A 3634-nucleotide genomic window follows, 5' to 3' on the forward strand; every position below is an offset into this window, starting at 1 on the left:
ATGGCAACGCTGCGTAACCTCGCCATCGGCGTGCTGAAAACCCTCGGAGCCGACAACATCGCCAAGACCACCCGAGCGATCCGCGACGAACCCCATGTCGGGGTACGGCCTGGAGTGCAGAGCTAGGTACAGCTGATCTTGCAGAGGTGCGCACTGTTTGTCCGTCGTCAGCGGGTGACTGAGGGTGAGGCTGCTCGGGTCGTGAACGGACCGGCGTGGGGCGGCTGGCGGTGGGGGCGTTGGATGAGCAGCGGTGGCTGGATGTGCGCCGGTTCCGGGCGTTGCACGAGGCTGGTGCGAGTGTCTCGGAGATCGCTCGTGAGACGGGCCTGAACTGGCGGACGGTGAAGAAGTACCTGGCTGCTGGTGGCGGTGAGGTGGCGCCGCCGGTTCGGGCGCGGCCGGCTCGTGGGCAGCTGATCGACGTGTTCGCGCATGTGGTCGATGCGTGGTTGCGGGCGGAGTTGCTGCTCAAGGGCACGGTGATCCACGAACGTCTTGTCGAGCAGTACGGGTTCACCGGTAACTACCAGCGGGTGAAGTTGTATCTGCAGCAGGCCCGGCCGCGGATCGCTGCGGAGTTGGGGATCAGCCCGGATCAGCTGGCGGGGCTGCACCGCCGGTTCGAGGTCGTCCCGGGTGCGCAGGCGCAGGTGGACTGGGGCGACGAGGGCGGCATCCTCGCTCACGTCGGGATCCCGAAGGTGTACTCGTTCCACATGGTGCTGTCGTACTCGCGGGACCCGTTCTGCTGCTTCACCACCAGCCAGGACCTGGCCGCGTTCTGGGAGTGTCACCGGCGGGCGTTCGCGCACTTCGGCGGGGTTCCCGGGGCGATCGTCTACGACCGGACCAAGACCGTGGTCCGCCGGCACGTCGCCCCGGGCCAGGCGGTGCCGCTGCACCCGGAAGCGGTCGCGTTCGCCGGGCACTACGACTTCGACATCGACGTGCTGGCCGCATACCGACCGACCGGCAAGGGGCGGGTCGAACGGCAGGTCACCATCATCCGTGATCATGTCCTGGCCGGGCGGGCGTTCTCCTCGCTGGCCGAGCTCGACGCCATGTTCGTGGCCTGGGTGCCGCAGCGGCGGGCCGTGCGGCATCGCACCCACGGCGAGATCATCGGCGTGCGGGCGGTCCGGGACCATGCCGCGTTGCGACCGATCCCCACCAGGGCGTATGTGGTCGCCGACCGGCATCTGCGGCACGTCGGCAAGGACTGCCTGATCGCCTATGCCGGCAACCTCTACTCCGTGCCGGCCCGACGGGTCCGCCACCGCCAGCTCGTGGAGATTCGGGCGACCGCCGCCACCATCACCATCCACGCCGCCGTCCCCGGCCTGGACGGCACCACGCTGCTGGCCACGCACCAGCGGGCCGTGGGCCGCGGCGCCCGCGTCGTCGACGAGAGCCACTGGGACGGTCTGCCCGACGGACACACCCGGGCCGTCACCACCGGCGACCCCGACGGCGGGCAGCCAGCCACCCGCCGACCGGCCCGCCACGCCAGCAGTCAGGGACCGCTGCAAGCCCTACTCAACCGGGCCGCCGCCGCCCAGATCGCCGTCGAAGCCCGCCCGCTGTCGGTCTATGAGCAGATCGCCCAGGCCAGCCCGTTCACCAACCGCCCACACCTGAAGGACGTCTCGAAGTGAGTGAGCTGGTCACCAACCGCATCCACGCCAGCGCCACCAAACTCGGCCTGCCTCACCTGGCCAAGACGCTGCGGGAGCTCACCGGCCGGGCCGACACCGAGGCCATGGGCTACCTGGAGTTCCTCGACCTCGTGCTGGAAGAGGAACTCGCCGTCCGCGACGAACGCCGCTTCCGCGCCGGGCTACGCCTGTCGAAGCTGCCGCACCACAAGACCCTCGACGACTACGACTTCAGCTTCCAACCCGACCTGGACCCCCGCAAGGTCCGTGACCTGGCCACCCTCGCGTTCGTGCAGGCCAAAGCCAACGTCGCCCTGCTCGGCCCGCCCGGCGTCGGCAAGACCCACATCGCGGTGTCCCTCGCGGTCGCCGCCTGCCGAGCCGGATTCACCGTCTACTTCACCACCCTCGACGACATGGTCCGCCACCTCACCGCCGCCGACGCGATCGGCCGGCTGGCCCGAAAGCTGCAGACCTACCTACGCCCCACCGTCCTGGTCATCGACGAAGTGGGCTACCAACCCCTCGAACGACCCGAGGCCAACCTCGTCTTCCAGGTGATCTCGAAACGCTACGAAAAGGGCTCCACCCTGCTGACCTCAAACAAAGGCTTTGGCGAATGGGGCCAAGTCTTCGGCGACGAGGTCCTGGCCACCGCCATCCTCGACCGGCTCCTGCACCACTGCGACGTCGTCCCCATCAACGGCCCCAGCTACCGACTCAAGAACCGCCTCACCGCCATCGAGAACGTCGCCTGATGCCCACCCCGGCCAACCCGAACGACCCCGCGACCACCAGCGACACCCACCACGGCGACCTGCTGCAGCTCCTGCTCCAGACCTGCGAGGACCTCCTCGCCAACACCGGGCCGGAGACCCATCACGAGGTCGACACCCTCCTACGCGCCCGCGGCATCACCGGCGGACCCGGATGGCTCATCGACATGATCGGCCTCACCCGCCTACGCCTACAAAACGCAACCCACGGTGACGAACAAGGCACCCACCACGACACCTGACCTCTGCAAGATCAGCCGTACTCACCTCTGCACTCCAACGAGTACCCCGACACCCCAACGAGCACTGCCCATCCTGGGCATCACCAACGATTCCGACGTCTACGGAACTTGATCAGGCCCTGTCCTCGACTACGACCTGGAAATCCGCACAGTCATCTGCTCGACCAACGCGATCGAGTCGCTCAATGCCCGCTACCGGCGGGCCGTCAAAGCCCGCGGCCACTTCCCCAACGAGCAGGCCGCGTTGAAGTGTCTGTACCTGGTGACCCGATCGTTGGACCCCACCGGAGCAGGCAGAAACCGATGGACGATGCCCTGGAAACCCGCGTTGAACGCCTTCGCCATCACCTTCAGCGACCGCTTCCCCGCCGCTGAAACCTACTAACCAAGATCGCCGGAAACACCGTTAGCGAGACAGCCCCCCATACACCGTGGAGTGGGGCTCGCTGGAGCCCCGTTCGTGGTCGGGTCCCTATGCCTACCTGTCGTCTTGATCCGGGTTGTGCATGAATGCCCACAGGTCGCGCGCACCGTCGGGGCCTTTATCGTGGCCTCCCGCGCTCATCTCAGCGCAAGCGGACGCTCAGTGGGGACGTCGGTATCACGGCGAAGCCCGATGGCCGCTCAGTGGTCCTCCGGTGGCAACACGGAAGGTGGCATATAGACGGACGCTGTTGATCATCGATGATGCTCGCAGTGTTTGCTCTCCAGCGGATGCCAACGGGGGTGAAGCGGCACCGGCGCGGGTCACCGCGGCTGACCGCCGATCACAAGCCGGGGCTGATGTACTTGAGCTGTCGTTTTGGGCAGGGGTGAACGTGGGCCAATTCCTGGCACCCAGGCGAACGCTGAGGTCGCGAGACTAGCCTCGGTCTTTCACTTGAGCATGGATCCATAGCTTGTTATCGATGAAGTTGATTCGCGCTGGTTTTGCCGCTTTGTTGGCATGCTGAGGGCC

At 66.9% G+C, this 3634-nt stretch carries 3 protein-coding genes and 1 pseudogene; all 4 read left to right on the plus strand.

Annotated features, from left to right (window positions below; all coding sequences use genetic code 11):
- Window positions 1–230 precede the first annotated feature (230 nt).
- Entirely contained in the window at window positions 231–1658 is a 1428-nt protein-coding gene (istA, locus tag C569_RS0129360; protein ID WP_231394941.1) for an IS21 family transposase, read from the plus strand.
- A complete protein-coding gene (istB, locus tag C569_RS0129365; RefSeq protein ID WP_013289162.1) occupies window positions 1655–2416 on the plus strand; it encodes an IS21-like element helper ATPase IstB in 762 nt (253 codons plus the stop codon). Before istA ends, istB begins: the two co-directional genes overlap by 4 nt.
- On the plus strand, window positions 2416–2676 hold the full coding sequence (locus tag C569_RS0129370; protein ID WP_018789264.1) for a hypothetical protein: 261 nt from the start codon (window positions 2416–2418) through the stop codon (window positions 2674–2676). Before istB ends, C569_RS0129370 begins: the two co-directional genes overlap by 1 nt.
- 118 nt (window positions 2677–2794) lie before the next feature.
- Window positions 2795–3061: pseudogene (locus C569_RS32900) on the plus strand (transposase); the annotation flags it as partial.
- Window positions 3062–3634: the final 573 nt, after the last annotated feature.

The sequence above is a fragment of the Micromonospora sp. CNB394 genome, assembly GCF_000374985.1.
In the GTDB taxonomy this organism is placed as follows: domain Bacteria; phylum Actinomycetota; class Actinomycetes; order Mycobacteriales; family Micromonosporaceae; genus Micromonospora; species Micromonospora marina.